17 protein-coding genes are annotated in these 19,835 nt (G+C 46.0%); 1 reads left to right on the forward strand and 16 read right to left on the reverse strand.

The window, feature by feature from the left end:
* Nucleotides 1-8 precede the first annotated feature (8 nt).
* From KIV41_RS11050 to pncC, 5 genes are all read right to left on the reverse strand, one after another.
* Nucleotides 9-1,196 carry an aspartate kinase gene (locus tag KIV41_RS11050; protein ID WP_010450234.1) on the reverse strand — a complete coding sequence of 396 codons (1,188 nt, stop codon included), beginning with the start codon at nucleotides 1,194-1,196 and terminating at the stop codon, nucleotides 9-11.
* A 203-nt stretch (nucleotides 1,197-1,399) separates the two neighbouring features.
* A complete protein-coding gene (gene alaS / locus KIV41_RS11055) occupies nucleotides 1,400-3,982 on the reverse strand; it encodes an alanine--tRNA ligase (protein ID WP_045392066.1) in 2,583 nt (860 codons plus the stop codon).
* Between the two features lie 139 nt (nucleotides 3,983-4,121).
* On the reverse strand, nucleotides 4,122-4,592 hold the full coding sequence (gene recX, locus KIV41_RS11060) for a recombination regulator RecX (protein ID WP_010450236.1): 471 nt from the start codon (nucleotides 4,590-4,592) through the stop codon (nucleotides 4,122-4,124).
* A 205-nt stretch (nucleotides 4,593-4,797) separates the two neighbouring features.
* Nucleotides 4,798-5,841 carry a recombinase RecA gene (gene recA, locus KIV41_RS11065; RefSeq protein ID WP_010450238.1) on the reverse strand — a complete coding sequence of 348 codons (1,044 nt, stop codon included), beginning with the start codon at nucleotides 5,839-5,841 and terminating at the stop codon, nucleotides 4,798-4,800.
* 200 nt (nucleotides 5,842-6,041) lie between these two features.
* A complete protein-coding gene (gene pncC, locus KIV41_RS11070) occupies nucleotides 6,042-6,524 on the reverse strand; it encodes a nicotinamide-nucleotide amidase (protein WP_252041155.1) in 483 nt (160 codons plus the stop codon).
* A gap of 85 nt (nucleotides 6,525-6,609) precedes the next feature.
* Here pncC and mutS point away from each other — a divergent pair, with 85 nt between their 5' ends.
* Nucleotides 6,610-9,171: a DNA mismatch repair protein MutS gene (gene mutS / locus KIV41_RS11075; RefSeq protein ID WP_285336385.1), complete on the forward strand. Its 2,562-nt coding sequence runs from the start codon at nucleotides 6,610-6,612 to the stop codon at nucleotides 9,169-9,171.
* 88 nt (nucleotides 9,172-9,259) lie between these two features.
* Here mutS and rpoS read toward each other — a convergent pair whose 3' ends face one another.
* The 11 genes from rpoS to mazG all read right to left on the reverse strand — a co-directional run bounded on the left by rpoS (nucleotide 9,260) and on the right by mazG (nucleotide 19,797).
* Nucleotides 9,260-10,246 (reverse strand): RNA polymerase sigma factor RpoS, encoded by a 987-nt coding sequence (rpoS, locus tag KIV41_RS11080; RefSeq protein WP_010450244.1) that lies wholly within the window; start codon nucleotides 10,244-10,246, stop codon nucleotides 9,260-9,262.
* Between the two features lie 80 nt (nucleotides 10,247-10,326).
* Entirely contained in the window at nucleotides 10,327-11,238 is a 912-nt protein-coding gene (gene nlpD, locus KIV41_RS11085) for a murein hydrolase activator NlpD (RefSeq protein WP_252041158.1), read from the reverse strand.
* A 14-nt stretch (nucleotides 11,239-11,252) separates the two neighbouring features.
* Nucleotides 11,253-11,879 (reverse strand): protein-L-isoaspartate(D-aspartate) O-methyltransferase, encoded by a 627-nt coding sequence (locus KIV41_RS11090; RefSeq protein ID WP_010450248.1) that lies wholly within the window; start codon nucleotides 11,877-11,879, stop codon nucleotides 11,253-11,255.
* On the reverse strand, nucleotides 11,879-12,655 hold the full coding sequence (gene surE, locus KIV41_RS11095; protein WP_285336387.1) for a 5'/3'-nucleotidase SurE: 777 nt from the start codon (nucleotides 12,653-12,655) through the stop codon (nucleotides 11,879-11,881). Before surE ends, KIV41_RS11090 begins: the two co-directional genes overlap by 1 nt.
* Nucleotides 12,655-13,698: a tRNA pseudouridine(13) synthase TruD gene (truD, locus tag KIV41_RS11100; protein WP_285336388.1), complete on the reverse strand. Its 1,044-nt coding sequence runs from the start codon at nucleotides 13,696-13,698 to the stop codon at nucleotides 12,655-12,657. The genes surE and truD overlap by 1 nt, the downstream gene beginning before the upstream one ends.
* Nucleotides 13,699-13,743: 45 nt before the next feature.
* The gene (gene ispF / locus KIV41_RS11105) at nucleotides 13,744-14,220 is read right to left on the reverse strand and encodes a 2-C-methyl-D-erythritol 2,4-cyclodiphosphate synthase (protein WP_005425365.1); all 477 of its coding nucleotides are present in this window, start codon (nucleotides 14,218-14,220) and stop codon (nucleotides 13,744-13,746) included.
* A 14-nt stretch (nucleotides 14,221-14,234) separates the two neighbouring features.
* Nucleotides 14,235-14,945: a 2-C-methyl-D-erythritol 4-phosphate cytidylyltransferase gene (gene ispD / locus KIV41_RS11110; protein WP_071235293.1), complete on the reverse strand. Its 711-nt coding sequence runs from the start codon at nucleotides 14,943-14,945 to the stop codon at nucleotides 14,235-14,237.
* Between the two features lies 1 nt (nucleotide 14,946).
* Nucleotides 14,947-15,228 carry a cell division protein FtsB gene (gene ftsB / locus KIV41_RS11115; RefSeq protein ID WP_005452106.1) on the reverse strand — a complete coding sequence of 94 codons (282 nt, stop codon included), beginning with the start codon at nucleotides 15,226-15,228 and terminating at the stop codon, nucleotides 14,947-14,949.
* Nucleotides 15,229-15,827: 599 nt separating this feature from the next.
* Nucleotides 15,828-17,129, reverse strand: coding sequence for a phosphopyruvate hydratase (gene eno / locus KIV41_RS11120; protein ID WP_005425372.1), 1,302 nt, complete (start codon nucleotides 17,127-17,129; stop codon nucleotides 15,828-15,830).
* A gap of 78 nt (nucleotides 17,130-17,207) precedes the next feature.
* Nucleotides 17,208-18,848, reverse strand: a complete 1,641-nt coding sequence (locus KIV41_RS11125) for a CTP synthase (protein ID WP_005449808.1) — start codon at nucleotides 18,846-18,848, stop codon at nucleotides 17,208-17,210.
* 151 nt (nucleotides 18,849-18,999) lie between these two features.
* Entirely contained in the window at nucleotides 19,000-19,797 is a 798-nt protein-coding gene (gene mazG / locus KIV41_RS11130) for a nucleoside triphosphate pyrophosphohydrolase (RefSeq protein ID WP_010450263.1), read from the reverse strand.
* Nucleotides 19,798-19,835 lie beyond the last annotated feature (38 nt).

Raw genomic sequence — 19,835 nt, forward strand, 5'->3', positions numbered from 1 at the left:
ACCGAAAATTAGCCCAAAAAGGCATGTTTTTGCTGAATGTTCAATGCTTCACTAGATGTAACGTAAGCATCATGAAGAATATTTGCTGCTGCATCCACACATTCAGGTGGTAAGACTAGCATCATAGTGAGTGCATTCGTTGAGCAGAAGTTGGTCGTAATATCTTGCTGTGCCAACAATTCACAGGCATGGTCAACCATTCCATTGGCTTCTAGCCCCACAGCGGTCAACAGGCTTACAAGTTCACTATTACGGATTTTATCGCGGAACACCAGATCCAACTTGGCACATGCATCTTGTTTTATCATGATACCTGTTCGTTCTGCTTCCTCGATCACATTCCAAATGTCTATACCTAACATCTGACATTGCTTTGTAATGCTAGACAAATGTTCGTTATCGACTTCAATCATGGCAAGGTCACGTTGAATGGCTATACCAGAGACGGCTTTTAAGCCTGACTCTCCTTTTACCAAACTGCCTTCGTTCACATCAAATGTCGAAAGCACACGCAGTGGCACATTATTCTTCCATGCAAACTGCACAGAAGGGAGATGCAACACTTTCGCTCCACGGCTGGCCATTGCTTCCATCGAAGGGAAATCAATCACCGCCATTTTTTGAGCGTTTTTTACTACACGTGGATCACAAGTATAAATACCATCAACGTCGGTAAAGATTTGACACTCATCAGCGCTTAATGCGCCAGCTAATGTCACTGCGCTCGTATCTGAGCCACCTCGACCTAATGTGGTGATATCCCCATTTTCATTCACACCTTGGAATCCTGCCACGATAACGATTTGATCTTGTTGAAGTAAATCCATAATCGTAGAAGTATCAATGTGTTTAATCGTCGCGTCATTGTGTTGATTATCCGTCACAATGTTCGCTTGTGCTCCGGTAAGTGAGCGAGCAGCATAACCCAATTTATTGAGAGTCATTGCCAATAATGCCATTGACACTTGCTCACCAGCAGAGAGCAAAACATCAAGTTCTCGAGCCGTTGGAACGCTATCTACTTGCTTAGCGAGATCCATTAGTCGGTTTGTTTCGCCTGACATCGCAGACACAACAACGACAACTTGATTACCATCATTTTTCGCCTTAATGATGTGTTCAGCTACTTGGTGGATTCTTTCAATTGAACCCACTGAGGTTCCGCCAAACTTTTGCACGATAAGGGGCTTTTTCACCAGTCTTCACCTTCCCAAGACCAAAGTCTCATTCGGACCACTCATATTCTACTAGTTGAAAATTATATAAGCGGTAGTTACAACAAAAACCAAGCAGCGTAAATGACCTGGTTAAAATACGGTCAATTAAACCACTTGGTTACCATAAAAAAATTACGCCCAATCAAAGAACATTGATTGAGCGTAAATTGTATTTTAAATAATTATAGGCGTTCTTCTAGCCAAGGCTGTACAGACTGAATCGCCGCAGGTAGTGCCGCAACATCGGTACCACCTGCTTGAGCCATATCTGGGCGACCACCGCCTTTACCGCCAACTTGCTCAGCAACCATCTTCACTAGGTCACCAGCTTTCACTTTGCCGATAAGGTCTTTGGTTACACCTGCAATCAGACCGATCTTGTCATCGTTCACGTTTGCAAGAAGGATAACGCCGCTACCTACTTGGTTTTTGATGTCATCAACCATAGTACGTAGGTTCTTGTTATCTGCGCCTTCTAGAGCTGCAATCAGTACTTTAGTACCGTTGATATCCTGTACTTTACCCATGATGTTCGCGCTTTCTGCTGCTGCCATCTTGTCTTTCAGTTTTTGGATTTCTTTCTCTAGAGATTTCGCTTTCTGTGCTGATTCTGCCAGTTTCTCTTCATACTTAGCCGCTTGAGCTTCGATTGCGTCTAGCGCACCTTCACCCGTTACCGCTTCGATACGGCGGATACCTGCTGCGATACCACCTTCAGATGTGATCTTGAATAGACCGATGTCACCAGTGCTTGAAGCGTGGATACCACCACAAAGCTCTGTCGAGAAATCGCCCATAGACAGCACGCGTACTTCGTCATCGTACTTCTCACCAAACAATGCCATTGCGCCTTTCTTCTTCGCAGACTCAATGTCCATCACGTTGGTTTCAACCTTGTGGTTACGGCGAATTTGCGCGTTCACTAGACGCTCAACTTCTTTCAGCTCTGCAGCCGTTACCGCTTCTAGGTGAGAAAAGTCGAAACGTAGGCTATCTGGTTTCACTAGTGAACCTTTCTGCGTTACGTGCTCACCAAGAAGTTGGCGTAGCGCAGCATGCAGCAAGTGCGTCGCTGAGTGGTTTAGAGAGATAGCTGCACGACGCTCGGCGTCAACGATAGTTGCTACTTCGTCACCTTTCGCTAGAACGCCTTCGGCCATTACACCGTGGTGTGCGATTGCGTTGCCTAGTTTCTGAGTGTCTTCAACACGGAATACACCAGACTCAGTGCGGATTTCACCAGCGTCACCACATTGACCGCCTGACTCAGCGTAGAATGGTGTCTCACCAAGTACGATGATTGCTTTGTCGCCTGCAGATAATGAATCTACTTCGTTACCCTCAACAAACATCGCAGCAACTGAGCTAGAGCCTTTAGTGCCTGTGTAACCACAGAATTCTGTTTGAGTATCCACTTTGATTGCTGCGTTGTAATCAGTACCGAAGTTACCTGCTTCACGTGCACGTTGACGCTGCTCTTCCATCGCTTTCTCGAAACCTTCTTCGTCGATAGCGAACTCACGCTCACGTGCAACGTCGTTAGTTAAGTCAGCTGGGAAGCCGTAAGTGTCGTAAAGTTTGAATACGGTTTCGCCGTCTAGCACTTTACCGTCTAGGTTATCTAGCGCTTCGTTTAGGATCGCCATACCACGCTCAAGTGTACGACCGAAGTTTTCTTCTTCGATACGCAATACTTTTTCAACCACAGCTTGTTGACGCTTTAGCTCTTCACCAGCCGTACCCATGATGTCTGCTAGTACACCAACCAACTTGTGGAAGAATGCACCTTGTGCGCCTAGCTTGTTACCGTGACGAACTGCACGACGGATAATACGACGTAGCACGTAACCACGACCTTCGTTTGAAGGCATTACGCCATCAACGATCAGGAATGAACATGAACGGATGTGGTCGGCGATAACGCGTAGCGATTGGTTCGATAGGTCTTCGTAACCGATCACTTCAGCGGCTGCTTTGATTAGAGCTTGGAATACATCGATTTCGTAGTTTGAGTGAACGCCTTGCATGATTGCAGAGATACGCTCGATACCCATACCTGTATCTACCGATGGTTTTGGTAGCGGTTCCATAGTGCCGTCTGCGTGACGGTTGAACTGCATGAATACGTTGTTCCAGATCTCGATGAAACGGTCACCATCTTCTTCAGGCGTGCCAGGACGGCCACCCCAGATGTGCTCACCGTGATCGTAGAAAATTTCAGTACATGGACCACAAGGGCCAGTGTCACCCATTTGCCAGAAGTTATCTGACTCGTATGGTTTACCACCTTTCTTGTCGCCGATGCGGATAATGCGGTCTGCTGGAACGCCTACTTTTTTGTTCCAGATATCGAATGCTTCGTCATCTGTCTCGTAAACCGTTACTAGTAGACGGTCTGCTGGCAGCTTAAGAGTTTCAGTTAGAAATTCCCATGCGAAAGCAATCGCGTCTTCTTTGAAGTAATCGCCAAAGCTGAAGTTGCCTAGCATTTCAAAGAAAGTGTGGTGACGAGCTGTAAAGCCAACGTTTTCCAGGTCGTTGTGTTTACCACCAGCACGTACACAACGTTGAGCCGTAGTCGCTCGAGTGTAGGCTCGTTTTTCTAAGCCTAAGAAACAATCTTTAAATTGGTTCATACCCGCGTTTGTGAACAGCAGGGTTGGGTCGTTATGTGGAACTAACGATGAACTTTCTACGATTTGGTGTCCTTTGCTCTCAAAGAACTTGAGGAACGCGTTACGAACCTCATCAGTGCTCATGTACATGCAGCTCTTCCTGAAAATAGTCGAGTTAGAATTTTGCCGTATTGTAGATCATGCAATCAGCTACGACTAGTTTTCTTGCGGAAAAGAGGGGGTAGAAGAAAAAATTTAAGGTAAAACAAAAATCAACGTGAGCCATTCACTATGAATCTTCGTCCTCGAAGCTCAGCGCGTAGCTGATTTGGTCAAAACTGTAGCCACGATATTGCAGAAATCGCACCTGTTTAGCGTACTCTTTCTGGTCTTTGGCTTTAATTCCTTTGAATTTCTTCTCAGCAGCCATTCTTGCCAGTTCAAACCAGTCTTGTGGCTCTTCTGCCATCGCCATATCAATGATGGATTCTGCGACACGCTTTTGGTTCAATTCTTGACGAATGCGGCGCTCACCGTGACCTTTGTAAACATGCTGGCGCACTTGGCTTTTGGCATAACGCAGGTCATCCAAATAGTTATGGTCGAGACAAAAATTGATTGCCGCTTCTATCTCTGCCTCTTCATAACCTTTTAGAGCCAGCTTTTGGTATAGCTCGTATTGCCCATGGTCTCGACGGCTCAATAATTGAATAGCCGCTTCTTTGCTGGATAGGGTCGGCGCTTGACGCTTTTGGTACATAGTGTTCCTAAAACTATTTTTGCTGTACAGGCTCTATAACAATCGTAGTAAATAACCACTCACTCTAGCTTACATAGGCGCTAGTTCTGAACGCTGACCTACCCTAATTGATATGAGCCTGCCCTTGTGTTTTCGGTTTTGATTTCAGCAGATACAACAAAGCCCCGCATAGCAGGGCTTTGTTCAACATGATTCAATCAGAAGATTAAAACTCTTCTTCTTGCTCTGATTTTTCACCGGCTTCTGGTGCTTCAGGTAATGCTGGTGAAAGTAGCATTTCACGCAGTTTAGTATCGATAGTCTTACCGATTTCTGGGTTTTCGCGTAGGTAGTTACAAGCGTTTGCTTTACCTTGGCCAATCTTGTCGCCTTGGTAGCTGTACCATGCACCCGCTTTTTCAACTAGCTTGTGCTTCACGCCTAGGTCAATCAGTTCACCTTCACGGTTGAAACCTTGGCCGTACATGATTTGCGTGTTTGCTTCTTTAAACGGTGCAGCAATCTTGTTCTTAACAACTTTGATGCGCGTTTCGTTACCTACTACTTCGTCACCTTCTTTGATTGCGCCAGTACGACGAATATCTAGGCGAACAGAAGCGTAGAACTTAAGTGCGTTACCACCCGTTGTTGTTTCTGGGTTACCAAACATTACACCAATCTTCATACGGATTTGGTTGATGAAGATACACATACAGTTAGATTGCTTTAGGTTACCCGTTAGCTTACGCATCGCTTGAGAAAGCATACGTGCTTGAAGACCCATATGGCTGTCGCCCATCTCGCCTTCGATTTCTGCTTTTGGTGTTAGAGCCGCAACTGAGTCGACAACCATAACGTCGATAGCACCAGAACGTGCAAGTGCGTCACAGATCTCTAGCGCTTGCTCACCTGTGTCTGGCTGAGAAACCAACAGTGCATCGATATCAACGCCAAGTTTCTTCGCGTATACAGGATCTAGAGCGTGCTCTGCATCGATAAACGCACAAGTTTTACCTTCACGTTGTGCAGCTGCGATAAGCTCAAGAGTTAGTGTTGTTTTACCTGAAGATTCTGGACCGTAGATTTCTACGATACGACCCATTGGTAGACCACCAGCACCCAAAGCGATATCAAGAGAAAGAGAACCCGTTGAGATGGTTTCTACGTCCATTGCGCGGTTATCACCAAGGCGCATGATAGAGCCTTTACCGAATTGCTTTTCAATTTGACCTAGCGCAGCGGCGAGCGCTTTCTGTTTGTTCTCGTCCATTACTTTCTCCGATTTATTCATCTTCTTTGGGCGACGAATAGTAATTCATTTTTCTTAAGCAGAAGAACTGCTCAGCAATGAAAGTTATTATACTGTTGATTCATACAGTGTCCATACCTGTATGAAAAAAATTTGGCTGACCTAAAGCTGTGATTTGCTCTAGCCCTTATCAACGCTGGGCTAAGACAATTTCACAAATTCTAAATCAGATGTTGATGCAATTGAGTCAGTGCATGCTCGACCGCTTTTTTGCGAACTTCTGCACGGTCACCAGTGAAATGCATGGTTTCGACTTGCTGCCAATTTTGATTATCAGCAAAAGCAAAGCAGACCGTTCCGACAGGTTTCTCTTCACTCCCACCTCCCGGACCAGCGATACCACTGATGGATACGCCGATGGTTGCGTTGGAGTTTTTAATTGCGCCCTGCACCATTTCAATCACAACAGGCTCACTCACTGCACCGTGCGCTTCTAACGTTGAAGCCTGTACGCCAAGCATCTCCATTTTAGCTTCATTACTGTAAGTAACGAACGCGCGATCAAGCCAAGCTGAACTACCAGCAATGTCGGTAATAGCGGTTGCAAAACCGCCACCCGTGCATGATTCTGCGGTGGTTAAAACATGTCCATGCTTAGCCAATAATGCGCCGAGATCGGCACTCAATTTTGTTGCTCTTTCCATAGCCAAAAATGCCCTTTGTCTCTTTTTACTTGATAGGGATTCACGTATCCTAAGCCGCTACGGAAATAAACAAAAGTACTTACCTGTGAAAGCTGAACAAAAACACACTCCGATGATGCAGCAATATCTCAAGCTAAAGGCTGAGAACCCAGAAATCTTGCTGTTTTACCGCATGGGCGACTTCTACGAACTCTTCTACGACGATGCTAAACGCGCATCTCAATTGCTTGATATTTCGTTGACCAAACGTGGTGCATCGGCAGGTGAACCTATCCCGATGGCTGGTGTTCCATTCCATGCGGTAGAAGGTTATCTAGCTAAACTTGTTCAGCTTGGTGAGTCTGTCGCGATCTGTGAGCAGATTGGCGATCCAGCGACAAGTAAAGGCCCGGTTGAGCGTAAAGTAGTACGCATTGTTACGCCAGGAACTGTGACTGATGAAGCGCTGCTGTCTGAGCGTATCGATAACCTGATTGCATCGATTTACCATCACAACGGTAAATTCGGTTACGCGACATTGGATGTAACTTCGGGTCGCTTCCAACTAGTCGAGCCGGAAACCGAAGAAGCGATGGCCGCTGAGCTGCAACGTACCGCACCTCGTGAGTTACTCTTCCCAGAAGATTTTGAACCCGTACATTTGATGTCGAACCGTAACGGTAACCGTCGTCGCCCGGTCTGGGAGTTCGAGCTAGATACCGCTAAACAACAGTTGAACCAACAATTTGGTACGCGCGACTTGGTAGGCTTTGGTGTTGAGCACGCATCACTCGGTCTGTGTGCTGCGGGTTGTTTGATCCAATACGTAAAAGATACTCAGCGTACTGCCCTACCGCACATTCGCTCACTGACCTTTGATCGCCAAGATCACTCCGTCATTCTTGATGCGGCAACACGTCGTAACTTAGAGCTGACGCAAAACCTATCTGGTGGAACTGATAATACGTTAGCCGAAATACTCGATCACTGTGCGACTCCAATGGGCAGCCGTATGCTAAAACGTTGGTTGCATCAACCAATGCGCTGTGTCGATACTCTTAACAACCGTCTTGATGCGATTGGTGAGATCAAAGATCAGAGCTTGTTCACCGACATTCAACCAATCTTCAAACAGATTGGTGATATTGAACGTATCCTCGCTCGCTTGGCGCTTCGCTCGGCACGTCCGCGCGATATGGCTCGTCTACGTCATGCAATGCAGCAACTGCCAGAGTTGGAAACCGTCACTTCTTCTCTGGCTCACCCATACCTTAAAAAGCTGGCTCAGTTTGCTGCACCAATGGATGAGGTATGTGATTTACTCGAGCGCGCAATCAAAGAAAATCCACCAGTGGTTATTCGCGAAGGTGGCGTGATTGCAGAGGGCTACAACGCTGAGCTTGATGAATGGCGTAAACTCGCAGATGGCGCAACCGAGTATCTAGAAAAACTCGAAGCTGACGAACGCGAACGTCATGGTATCGACACCCTAAAAGTTGGCTACAACGCTGTACACGGTTTCTTCATTCAGGTAAGTCGTGGTCAAAGCCACTTGGTTCCACCACACTATGTGCGTCGCCAAACGCTGAAAAATGCAGAACGCTACATCATTCCTGAGTTGAAAGAGCACGAAGACAAGGTTCTGAACTCTAAGTCAAAAGCGCTAGCAGTAGAGAAAAAGCTGTGGGAAGGGCTGTTTGATTTGTTAATGCCAAACCTTGAGAAGATGCAAAACCTTGCTTCGGCAATTTCTCAGTTAGACGTACTACAAAACCTAGCCGAGCGTGCAGATTCACTTGATTACTGTCGCCCAACTTTGGATAAAGAAGCGGGCATCAGCATTCAAGCCGGTCGTCACCCTGTCGTAGAGCAAGTAACCAGCGAGCCGTTTATTGCCAACCCTATTGAGCTAAGTTCAAACCGTAAAATGCTGATCATTACTGGTCCAAACATGGGTGGTAAATCGACCTATATGCGCCAAACTGCATTGATTGCTTTGATGGCTCACATTGGTTCATACGTACCTGCAGAATCGGCTCATATTGGCTCTTTGGATCGTATCTTTACTCGTATCGGTGCGTCTGATGATTTGGCCTCTGGCCGTTCAACTTTCATGGTTGAAATGACCGAAACAGCCAACATTCTTCACAACGCAACTAAGAACAGCTTGGTACTAATGGATGAGATCGGTCGCGGTACCAGTACTTACGATGGTCTTTCTTTGGCATGGGCAAGTGCTGAATGGCTTGCAACTCAGATTGGGGCAATGACACTTTTCGCGACTCACTACTTCGAATTGACTGAGCTACCAAACCTACTGCCAAACCTAGCCAACGTTCACCTTGATGCGGTAGAACACGGTGACAGCATCGCCTTTATGCACGCAGTTCAAGAAGGCGCGGCAAGCAAGTCTTATGGTCTAGCAGTTGCTGGTTTAGCTGGTGTTCCAAAGCCAGTGATTAAGAATGCGCGTAACAAGCTGTCGCAACTTGAACAATTAGGTCAAGGCAATGATTCGCCTCGCCCTAGTACGGTCGATGTGGCAAACCAACTCAGCTTGATCCCAGAACCAAGTGATGTTGAACAAGCATTGTCGAATATTGATCCTGACGATCTAACGCCTCGCCAGGCACTGGAAGAGCTTTACCGCTTGAAGAAGATGCTCTAGTTCCTAAACTTATCCAGTAAAACGCAAAAAGGCTATGGTCACCCATAGCCTTTTGTTTGTTCTGAACTCGCCTCTACAGCGCTTCTACCTAATCATCTTCTACGTTGAACAAGTTTTCCATGTTCAGACCTTGTTTAATCAAGATCTCACGTAGTCGACGTAAGCCTTCCACTTGGATCTGACGAACACGTTCGCGTGTTAGACCAATCTCACGTCCCACTTCTTCAAGTGTTGATGGCTCATAGCCAAGCAGACCAAACCGACGTGCAAGCACTTCTTTCTGTTTTGGATTCAGCTCTTCTAACCAATGGATCAATGAAGATTTAATGTCGTCGTCCTGAGTGGAAACTTCAGGATCTGAATTGTTGGCATCAGGAATAATATCCAGCAGCGCTTTCTCGCCGTCACCACCAATTGGTGTATCAACAGAACTAATACGCTCGTTAAGGCGAAGCATTTTGCTTACGTCTTCTACCGGGATATCTAGCTGTGCAGCAATCTCTTCTGCTGTTGGTTCATGATCGAGCTTCTGAGAAAGTTCACGCGCGGTACGCAGATAAATGTTCAGCTCTTTAACCACATGAATTGGCAGACGGATGGTACGAGTTTGGTTCATCAACGCACGCTCGATCGTTTGGCGGATCCACCACGTTGCGTAAGTTGAGAAACGGAAGCCTCTTTCTGGATCAAATTTCTCTACCGCACGGATCAAACCTAGGTTGCCTTCTTCGATGAGATCAAGAAGTGCAAGACCACGATTGCTGTAGCGGCGAGAGATCTTCACTACCAGACGCAAGTTACTTTCGATCATACGTTTACGAGCAGCTTCATCGCCACGCAATGCACGTCGAGCATAAAGTACTTCTTCTTCTGCTGTGAGTAGAGGTGAGAAGCCAATTTCACCTAGATAAAGCTGTGTTGCATCTAAGCTCTTATTACTCGCATCGAATTCCTCTCTTTGCGAGCTCTTCTCTTTTTTGGATGGTGATTTTACAAGTTCGTTATTAATGCGGCCTACTGCTGCATCGTCATAATCAAACTCTTCAACTTTGGTTACTGTGTTGCTGATACTCATAACGCCTCCCCCTGGCGAGTTAGCAAGACATGACAACTCAATATGTCGCTAAATGATGTCGCAAGTTGTTATTCAAAGTTTTAAGGCAAATACCGTTTTGGATTAACGGACTTACCTTGATAACGAATTTCAAAGTGAAGTCTGACCGATTTCGAACCCGAACTACCCATCGTCGCGATTTTTTGTCCAGCTTTAACACTTTGTCCTTCTGAAACCAGCAATCTATCGTTGTGAGCGTATGCACTTAAATAATTTTCGTTATGTTTAACTATTATTAAGTTGCCATAACCTCTTAGCGCATTACCAGAATACACAACTGTGCCGGTTGCGGTTGAAACGATAGGCTGACCACGCTGTCCTGCGATGTCGATGCCTTTATTTCCTTGTTCGCCCGCTGAAAAATTCTTAACTACTCTCCCTTTTGTAGGCCACAACCACTTAGACACTTTGTCATTTTTTGCTGTAGTTGTAGGCGCTGGCTTCTTAACATTTTGGTTACCTTTTGAACCAACATACTCTTTTGATTTCGATTGTTCAACCTTCTTTGGAGGTTGTTTTTGTGTAACTTTCGTTGGCTTCTGACTAGAGCTTTTACTTGAATTTGATGTCTTAGCTGGTGTTGTTTTTGTCACGGTTGGGCTTGGGGTCGCTACAACCACAGGTGGAACAACGGGTTCCACTTTATGACCAAATTTAGGTGAATTATATTTCGGAGCCCAAAGTTTTAACTTCTGGCCCGGGAAGATCGTGTAAGGAGCAGCAAGTTCATTGTAACGAACCAGATCTTTTACATCCTTGTCTGTGACGTAAGCTATAAAATAAAGGGTATCGCCTTTCTTTACTTCATAGTAGCTACCTCGATAACTACCGCGCTCTACCGTTGAGTAATCTTTACTTATGCTTGAGACGGGTGCAGGCGAGTGAGCTGCGCAACCAACCAGTCCCGCAGCTAACAAACAGCTAATACCAAAACGATGTAATAACTTCTTCACCTAGTCTTTAACCTTTAAGCCAAATCACCTGCAACTAATGGCACAAACCTTACCATTTCTACCACGGTTGACAGATATTGTTCACCCTGACGTTCAATTTTTAATAGCTGCTGCTCTTCTTCACCAACGGGAATGATCATCTTACCGCCGTCTTTCAACTGGGATAAAAGCGCTTGGGGAACACTTTCCGCAGCTGCAGTCACGATAATCGCATCGAACGGGCCTTTCGTTTCCCATCCGAGCCAACCATCGCCATGTTTGGTCGAGACGTTATAAATATCCAATTGCTTCAGGCGACGCTTAGCGTCCCATTGCAGAGATTTGATTCGCTCAACGGAATAGACATGATCCACAATTTGAGCGAGAACTGCCGTTTGATAACCCGAGCCCGTGCCGATTTCTAAAACATTACTGTCCGATTTTAAATCTAACAACTCTGTCATTTTCGCCACGATGTAAGGCTGAGAAATGGTTTGCCCCTGACCAATCGGCAGTGCATTGTTGTCGTATGCTTGGTGCATCATTGCTTGTGAGACAAAACTCTCACGCGGCAGTCGATAAATCGCATCCAACACACGTTGATCACTGATGCCACTGGAGATAAGAAATGCTATCAACCTGTCAGCATGTGGGTTAGTCATTAATTCTCTTCCTTTAACCAACTGTCCATTGCGCGCAGCGACTCGTGAGCAGTGAGATCGACCTGCAGTGGTGTGATTGAAACAAAGCCATGTTCAATCGCGAAAAAGTCCGTACCGATGCCAGCATCTTGCTCTTTGCCCGGAGGACCGAGCCAATAGATATCATGTCCGCGCGGATCTTTCTGCTTAATCATATTCTCAGCGTGATGACGCGCACCCAAGCGAGTCACTTCTATCTCACCAAGCTCTTCAAACGGAAGATCAGGTACGTTTACATTCAATAGACGATTGGTTGGGATTGGGCGAATCAGATGCTGCTCAACCAACTGGCGAGCAATTTTAGCTGCCGATTCAAAATGTTGTTTACCGACTAGAGAAAAAGCAATCGCCTGCACGCCAAGAAAATGTCCTTCCATCGCTGCGGCCACCGTACCGGAGTACAGCACATCATCGCCTAGGTTTGCTCCGTGATTGATGCCTGACAACACAAGATCTGGCAAGTCATCTTTCATCAACTCATTCAGCGCGAAGTGCACACAGTCTGTTGGAGTACCTTGCACAGAGAAAGTCTTCGGCGAAATCTCGGTCACTCGTAGTGGTTGCTCTAGCGTCAGTGAGTTAGACGCACCAGAACGGTTTCGGTCTGGTGCTACAATCGTCACTTCAGCAATGCTTCTTAGCTCATCAGCAAGCGCGTGAATTCCCTGCGCATGAACACCGTCATCATTACTGAGCAGTATTCTTAATGGCTTCGCGTTGTGTGAATCCATTTCCATTAGTATTCTCTTTCTACCTTTTCTTCGATGACCAACTCACGCACGATTGAAGTCGCAAAAGAACCCGCATCTAGCGAGAACATTAATGTGATGTTGTTGCCATCGACCGTCCAAGCTAAGTCTTGTGGTTTAAGTGCAATATCACGACGGTCATGGCGCATACGGTTACCACGAATCAAAGCCATCAAGTCTGGCTCTTCATCTAAGAACGGTTGCTCTAAAGTAAGGGCATCCGCTTGAGTCGGCAGCGCATTATCACCCGCTAGGGCTGCGGTAATTGCCACTTCACCTTCAGCAAATTGCGCTTGTAGATCTGCGATGTTGCTTGCATCAACCAACTGAGTGCCAGAACTTGTCTGCGCAACATCACCGTCGATGAACTTATCAAACACGCCTTTCTCTAATCGAGCTGAAACGATACGGTTGAAGATCCAAGAACGAGCCGCAGACAAGTACATGCTGCGCTTGTTTTGATTGCGGGTACGAACGTTCTCGCGTCCCCATCGACGTGCTTCTTCTAGGTTATTGCCATCGTTACCAAAACGCTGACTACCAAAGTAGTTTGGCACGCCCACTTGCTTCACTTTTTCAAGGCGTAGCTCAACATCCGTCACATCTGTCACTTCAGACAAAGTAACCACGAACTCGTTCCCTACTAGGTCACCCGGACGAAGTTTTTTATTGTGACGATCCGTTGCAAGGATTTCGATGCTTGGGTATTGCGCCAAAAATGCTGAAAAGTCTGGCGTTTCACCTTTTGGTAAATGCACACTTAGCCATTGTTCGGTCACAGCATGACGGTCTTTAAGGCCCGCCCAGCTAACGTCTTTCGACTTAACACCACAGGCTTTTGCTAGTTCGTTAGCAACAAAACTGGTGTTCTCACCTGTCTTTCGGATACGAACCATTAAGTGCTCGCCTTCACCCGTAAAGGCAAAACCTAAATCTTCACGAACCTGAAAGTGCTCAGGTTGCGCTTTGATTTTTGCAGATGCAACTGGCTTACCTGTTAGGTAAGCCAATGAAGATAAAATGTCTGACATGATGTATTTCCGCTGATATCACAGCTTAGAGGAGCAAATTGCTGATTATTGCTTAAACAGAAGTACAACTGCTTCCGTTGCAATGCCTTCTTTGCGTCCAGTAAAACCAAGACGTTCTGTCGTCGTCGCTTTTACGTTAATGTTGCTAATGTCGGTTTCGAGGTCTTCGGCAATAGCTGCACACATTGCGTCAATGTGCGGTGCCATCTTCGGCGCTTGTGCCATGATAGTGACATCTGCATTACCAAGACGGTAGCCTTGTTCTTTGACTCGACGGTAAACGTCTTTCAATAATTCACGGCTATCTGCGCCTTTCCATTTGTCATCCGTGTCTGGGAAGTGACGGCCAATGTCGCCAGCAGCAATCGCGCCAAGCAGCGCATCCGTTAACGCATGCAGCGCCACATCACCATCAGAGTGCGCAATCAAACCTTGTTCGTAAGGGATCGCTACACCACCAATGATTACTGGACCTTCACCACCGAATTTATGTACGTCGAAACCATGACCAATTCGAATCATTTTCTATCCTTTCTTTATTCGCCGCGCTCACGGCTGAGATAAAACTCGGCTAGCGCAAGATCTTCTGGCTGAGTAATTTTTATGTTATTCGCATTCCCTTGAACCAGTGCCGGCTTTTCGCCTAACCACTCTAAAGCCGAAGCTTCATCAGTAATGGTGACACCTTGTTCTAATGCGTCAGCCAGCGCTTGGGTAAGCTGCTGAGTTTTAAACATTTGTGGAGTCAGTGCATGCCACAATGCTTCTCTATCTACCGTATGATCAATGTCTTGTGCGGTGTTTGCTCGCTTCATTGTGTCTCTCACTGGAGAGGCGAGGATGCCACCCGTTGGGTGAGCGCTACAAACATCAATCAAACGGTCAATGTCGGATGTTAATACACACGGTCTTGCAGCATCGTGGACCAAGACCCACTCGCTCTCCAGATGTGTACTTACATAGTTTAGCCCTGATAACACAGAGTCTGCCCTTTCTTTGCCACCAGCCACACGAATCACATCAGGGTGCTGAGCAATAGACAATTCAGGGTAGTATGGGTCGCCGTCGGTAATAGCCACGACAACCTTAGAAATTTTTGGATGAGAAAGCAGTTTCTCTACTGTATGTTCCAGTACCGCTTTACCGTCAATCAACAAATATTGTTTTGGACGATCTGCTTTCATGCGGCTGCCAACACCTGCGGCAGGCACAATAGCAATATGGGTTGGAGTATTAGTATCCAACATATTAATGCTCTTCCTCATCGACAATTCGGTAGAAGGTTTCGCCATCTTTAACCAAACCAAGTTCATGACGTGCACGTTCTTCGATTGCATCAAGACCTTGTCGTAAGTCATCAATCTCAGCGAACATCTCGTTATTACGAGCTTGCAGCTTGCTGTTTACTTGCTGCTGCACTTCAATTTCATCTTCTACTGTGTAGTAGTCAGACACCCCGTTTTTGCCAAACCAGAGGGTATATTGAAGCCAGCCAAACAGTAACGTAAGGGCTATAACAAAGATTCGCATATCGTTGCTAACATTCTGTACCGGAAGGGATTAGATAAGGTGACATATATAGCATAAATGCGTGATTGGCTCTAGGGCAGAAAAAGAGACTCACACGCTCCTTACAGGAAAAAAGCAGCAAAATGAAACAAAGAGATTTCCCACTCTCTCCTTCGCAGTTCTAAAAAATGACAAGTAAGTGTTGGCGAAAGTAACCTCCACTCCCACTTCTCGAAGCAAAGCGTTCCCATATGTCAGATACAAAAACGCCCCGCAAGCGCGAGGCATTTTTAAAAGCTTTAAGTTAAGCTGTTAACTCAGTTAAAAATTAAGCCTGACCTTTAACTTCTTTAAGACCGCTTCCTTGAAACATGGAGGAGCGCGCTCACCTTGAGCTTCCGTTATATAAAAAACGCCCCGCAAGTGCGAGGCGTTTTCAAAAGCTTTAAGTTAAGCGGTTAATTCAGTTAAGAATTAAGCTTGACCTTTAACTTCTTTAAGACCGCTTCCTTGAAACATGGAGGAGCGCGCTCACCTAGAGCTTCCGTTATATAAAAAACGCCCCGCAAGCGCGAGGCGTTTTTAAAAGCTTTAAGTTAAGCGGTTAATTCAGTTAAGAGTTAAGCTTGACCTTTAACTTCTTTAAGACCGTTGAAAGGAGCGCGCTCACCTAGAGCTTCCTCGATACGGATAAGTTGGTTGTACTTAGCAACACGGTCAGAACGGCTCATAGAACCAGTCTTGATTTGACCTGCAGCTGTACCTACCGCTAGGTCAGCGATAGTTGCATCTTCAGTTTCGCCAGAACGGTGAGAGATTACTGCTGTGTAACCTGCGTCTTTAGCCATCTTGATTGCAGCTAGAGTCTCTGTTAGAGAACCGATTTGGTTGAACTTGATAAGGATAGAGTTAGCTACGCCTTTCTCGATACCTTCAGCAAGGATCTTAGTGTTAGTAACGAATAGGTCGTCACCTACTAGTTGAAGCTTGTCACCTAGTAGTTCAGTTTGGTGCTTGAAGCCAGCCCAATCAGACTCGTCTAGACCGTCTTCGATAGAAACGATTGGGAATTGGTTAGCTAGCTCAGCTAGGTAGTGGTTAAACTCTTCAGAAGTGAAAGTTTTACCTTCGCCTTTCATGTTGTAGATGCCAGCTTCTTTGTCGAAGAACTCAGATGCAGCACAGTCCATAGCTAGAGTAACGTCTTTACCTAGTTCGTAACCAGCAGCTGCAACAGCTTCTGCGATAACTTCTAGAGCTTCAGCGTTAGACTTAAGGTTAGGAGCGAAACCACCTTCGTCACCAACTGCAGTGCTGTAGCCTTTAGACTTAAGAACTTTAGCTAGGTTGTGGAATACTTCAGCACCGATACGTAGACCTTCTTTAAGAGTCTTAGCACCAACTGGTTGGATCATGAACTCTTGGATGTCAACGTTGTTGTCTGCGTGCTCACCACCGTTGATGATGTTCATCATTGGTAGAGGCATAGAGAATTGACCAGCTGTACCGTTTAGCTCAGCGATGTGCTCGTATAGAGGCATGCCTTTAGCTGCTGCTGCAGCTTTAGCGTTTGCTAGAGAAACAGCTAGGATAGCGTTCGCACCGAACTTAGATTTGTTTTCAGTGCCGTCTAGTTCGATCATTACTGCGTCGATTGCAGCTTGGTCTTTAGCGTCTTTGCCAACTAGAGCTTCAGCGATTGCGCCGTTTACAGCTTCAACAGCTTTAAGAACACCTTTACCTAGGAAACGTGCTTTGTCACCGTCACGTAGCTCAAGAGCTTCGCGAGAACCAGTAGATGCGCCAGATGGAGCTGCTGCCATACCTACGAAACCGCCTTCTAGGTGTACTTCAGCTTCTACAGTTGGGTTACCACGTGAGTCGATGATTTCACGACCTAGAACTTTAACGATCTTAGACATTAATGTTTCCTCTCGTTTCAAATATAAATGTCAATTTTAAAGGGCAGCAGCACAACCTTCGCCGCTGCCCGTATCCTTTTACTTCTCGAATTCGCCGCGAGCGTTTTGACCTGCAGCTTTCACGAAACCTGCGAATAGTGGGTGACCATCGCGAGGCGTCGAGGTGAATTCTGGGTGGAATTGAGCCGCTACAAACCATGGGTGAGCTGGGTTCTCAATCATTTCCACTAGTTTCTTGTCCGCTGATAGGCCAGATACTTTCAGACCTGCTTTTTCGATTTGCGGACGAAGAACGTTGTTTACTTCGTAACGGTGACGGTGACGTTCATGAACAGTCGCGCTACCGTATAGTTCACGAGCTTTAGTCCCTTTCTCTAGGTGACATAGCTGTGAACCAAGACGCATCGTACCACCTAGGTCAGACGTTTCAGTACGTTCTTCAACTTTACCTTCGCCGTCTACCCATTCAGTGATCAAACCTACCACAGGGTACTTAGTGTCTTTGTTAAATTCTGTTGAATGTGCACCTTCCATACCCGCTACGTTGCGCGCGTATTCGATCAGTGCTACTTGCATGCCTAGACAGATACCTAGGTAAGGTACTTTGTTTTCACGAGCGTATTGTGCTGCGCGAATCTTACCTTCGATACCACGGTCACCGAAGCCGCCAGGTACTAGGATTGCATCTAGACCTTCAAGTACTTCTACGCCTTTCGTCTCAACATCTTGAGAGTCTACGTATTTAATTGTGACGTTTAGACGGTTTTTCAAGCCTGCGTGTTTAAGTGCTTCGTTTACTGACTTGTAAGCGTCTGGTAGTTCGATGTATTTACCGACCATACCGATAGTTACTTCACCAGTTGGGTTCGCTTCTTCGTAGATAACCTGTTCCCATTCAGACAGATCAGCTTCTGGTGCGTTGATACCAAAGCGAGCACAAACTAGGTCATCTAGACCTTGAGACTTAACAAGTTGAGGGATCTTGTAGATTGAATCTACGTCCTTCATTGAGATTACCGCTTTCTCAGGAACGTTACAGAATAGCGCAATCTTCTTACGCTCGTTCGCTGGGATCATACGATCAGAGCGGCAAACAAGAATATCTGGTTGGATACCGATAGATAGTAGCTCTTTAACAGAGTGCTGAGTTGGCTTAGTTTTCACTTCGCCCGCAGCTGCTAGGTAAGGAACTAGAGTTAGGTGCATGAACATTGCACGTTCACGGCCTAGTTCTACTGCAAGCTGACGAATCGCTTCCATAAATGGCAGTGATTCGATATCACCTACTGTGCCACCGACTTCAACGATAGCAACATCATGGCCTTCAGAACCTGCGATTACGCGGTCTTTAATAGCGTTAGTGATGTGAGGGATAACCTGAATAGTTGCACCTAGGTAATCGCCACGACGCTCTTTACGTAGAACGTCAGCGTAAACACGACCAGCAGTGAAGTTGTTGCGCTTCGTCATCTTGGTACGAATGAAACGCTCGTAGTGACCAAGGTCAAGGTCAGTCTCTGCGCCATCTTCCGTAACGAACACTTCACCGTGTTGAGTTGGGCTCATTGTGCCTGGATCAACGTTGATGTAAGGGTCAAGCTTCATCATAGTCACTTTAAGACCACGAGCTTCTAGAATAGCTGCAAGAGATGCTGCTGCAATACCTTTACCTAGAGAGGATACAACCCCGCCAGTAACAAAAATGTAATTTGTCGTCATGTTTAACCTGAAATTGGTTGAATGAGGGAAATGGAGTGCTTCTGGACGGGACGTAAATATACCAGAAGCTCCTTAACGCCACAACGTGAAATCTATCACACTGCAATTTTTTATTTTTTGCTTCAAATCAAAGTCGCGTATTCATGTATTTTCATCTTTGTTCATCTAGCTTCACTTCATCCCACATAGAATCAAGCTCATCTAGCGTAAAGTCTGTGAGCTGCTTACCATGCGCTGCAACTTTAGTTTCCACGCCTTTAAAGCGTTTCGAGAACTTTAAGTTAGCCTTTGCCAGTGCCACTTCTGGGTCTTTCCCTAAGTGACGCGACAGGTTCACAGTTGCAAATAAAAGATCGCCTAATTCAAGCTCAACCTTTTCCTCATCCGGATTAATTTGAAGCGCTTCTTCCATCACCTCTTCAATTTCTTCCTGCACTTTTCCAACAACCGGACCAAGCGAGTCCCAATCAAAACCATATTTGGCGCACTTTTTCTGGATCTTTGTGGCACGCGAAAGTGCGGGTAGAGAGTTTGGTATTGAGTCTAGAATACTTTCTTCAGCTTTGCCTACTTGAGCTTTCTCTTTGGCTTTTTCCGCTTCCCAGTTTGCGTTAATTTCATCATCCGATTCGAACTCTACGTCAGAAAAAACATGCGGATGACGACGAGTCAGCTTTTCGTTAACCGTTTCGACCACGTCAGAAAAATCAAACAGTCCCTGCTCTTTCGCCATTTGGCTGTAGAAAATCACTTGAAACAATAAGTCACCCAACTCTTCTTGCAAGTTCGGCCAATCGCGGTTTTGAATCGCATCCACCACTTCATAGGTTTCTTCAATGGTGTGCGGAACAATGGTGTCGAAGGTCTGCTTTAAGTCCCAAGGGCAACCGCTTTCTGGGTCACGCAGCTTCGCCATGATTTGTTCTAACTGTTCAATTGGATGACTCATTTCCTGTTCCTGTAAACCTTTCTATCTAAAGAAAAAGG

It is taken from the genome of Vibrio sp. D401a (genome assembly GCF_030248515.1).
Classification (GTDB): Bacteria; Pseudomonadota; Gammaproteobacteria; order Enterobacterales; family Vibrionaceae; genus Vibrio; species Vibrio rotiferianus.

Bases quoted from the DNA above. Each gene is read 5' to 3' on its own strand.
- ispF (WP_005425365.1), bottom strand. From the start codon at position 14,220: ATGATTCGAATTGGTCATGGTTTCGACGTACATAAATTCGGTGGTGAA.
- recA (WP_010450238.1), bottom strand. From the start codon at position 5,841: ATGGACGAGAACAAACAGAAAGCGCTCGCCGCTGCGCTAGGTCAAATT.
- recX (WP_010450236.1), bottom strand. From the start codon at position 4,592: ATGTACCAAAAGCGTCAAGCGCCGACCCTATCCAGCAAAGAAGCGGCT.
- alaS (WP_045392066.1), bottom strand. From the start codon at position 3,982: ATGTACATGAGCACTGATGAGGTTCGTAACGCGTTCCTCAAGTTCTTT.
- KIV41_RS11090 (WP_010450248.1), bottom strand. From the start codon at position 11,879: ATGACTAACCCACATGCTGACAGGTTGATAGCATTTCTTATCTCCAGT.
- KIV41_RS11125 (WP_005449808.1), bottom strand. From the start codon at position 18,848: ATGACGACAAATTACATTTTTGTTACTGGCGGGGTTGTATCCTCTCTA.
- eno (WP_005425372.1), bottom strand. From the start codon at position 17,129: ATGTCTAAGATCGTTAAAGTTCTAGGTCGTGAAATCATCGACTCACGT.
- surE (WP_285336387.1), bottom strand. From the start codon at position 12,655: ATGGAAATGGATTCACACAACGCGAAGCCATTAAGAATACTGCTCAGT.
- ispD (WP_071235293.1), bottom strand. From the start codon at position 14,945: ATGTTGGATACTAATACTCCAACCCATATTGCTATTGTGCCTGCCGCA.
- pncC (WP_252041155.1), bottom strand. From the start codon at position 6,524: ATGGAAAGAGCAACAAAATTGAGTGCCGATCTCGGCGCATTATTGGCT.
- mazG (WP_010450263.1), bottom strand. From the start codon at position 19,797: ATGAGTCATCCAATTGAACAGTTAGAACAAATCATGGCGAAGCTGCGT.
- rpoS (WP_010450244.1), bottom strand. From the start codon at position 10,246: ATGAGTATCAGCAACACAGTAACCAAAGTTGAAGAGTTTGATTATGAC.
- truD (WP_285336388.1), bottom strand. From the start codon at position 13,698: ATGTCAGACATTTTATCTTCATTGGCTTACCTAACAGGTAAGCCAGTT.
- ftsB (WP_005452106.1), bottom strand. From the start codon at position 15,228: ATGCGAATCTTTGTTATAGCCCTTACGTTACTGTTTGGCTGGCTTCAA.